The sequence below is a fragment of the Lysinibacillus sp. GbtcB16 genome, from assembly GCF_019091145.1.
Taxonomy (GTDB): domain Bacteria; phylum Bacillota; class Bacilli; order Bacillales_A; family Planococcaceae; genus Lysinibacillus; species Lysinibacillus fusiformis.
Map to the genome: position 1 here is coordinate 1 of NZ_JAGXJV010000718.1, position 247 is coordinate 247.

The window sequence follows — 247 nt, forward strand, 5'->3', positions numbered from 1 at the left end:
TTTTGTCTGGTTATCGTTCTGGTAACTGGCGATGGAAATATCGCTGCCGGTTTTCTCCTGAATGACCAAGTCCCTCGGACTGCTGTTGTGCATCCCGCCGCCGCCTTCCACACGGTACAGGTTCACATTCTCCTGCAGGCTTGTTTGGAAGTTCGTGTTAAAGTCGGTAGTGGTCAGACTTTTGTTCTTCGCATTCATCACCCACAGCACGATGGAAGATTGCGCAGGAATCGGCATGCTGCCGCCG

Annotated in this window: 1 protein-coding gene; it reads right to left on the bottom strand. The window is 52.6% G+C overall.

All coding sequences use genetic code 11. The annotated features are described in order from the left end of the window. On the bottom strand, nt 1–247 hold a 247-nt coding region (locus KVT27_RS25690), incomplete at both ends, for a hypothetical protein (RefSeq protein WP_217582287.1).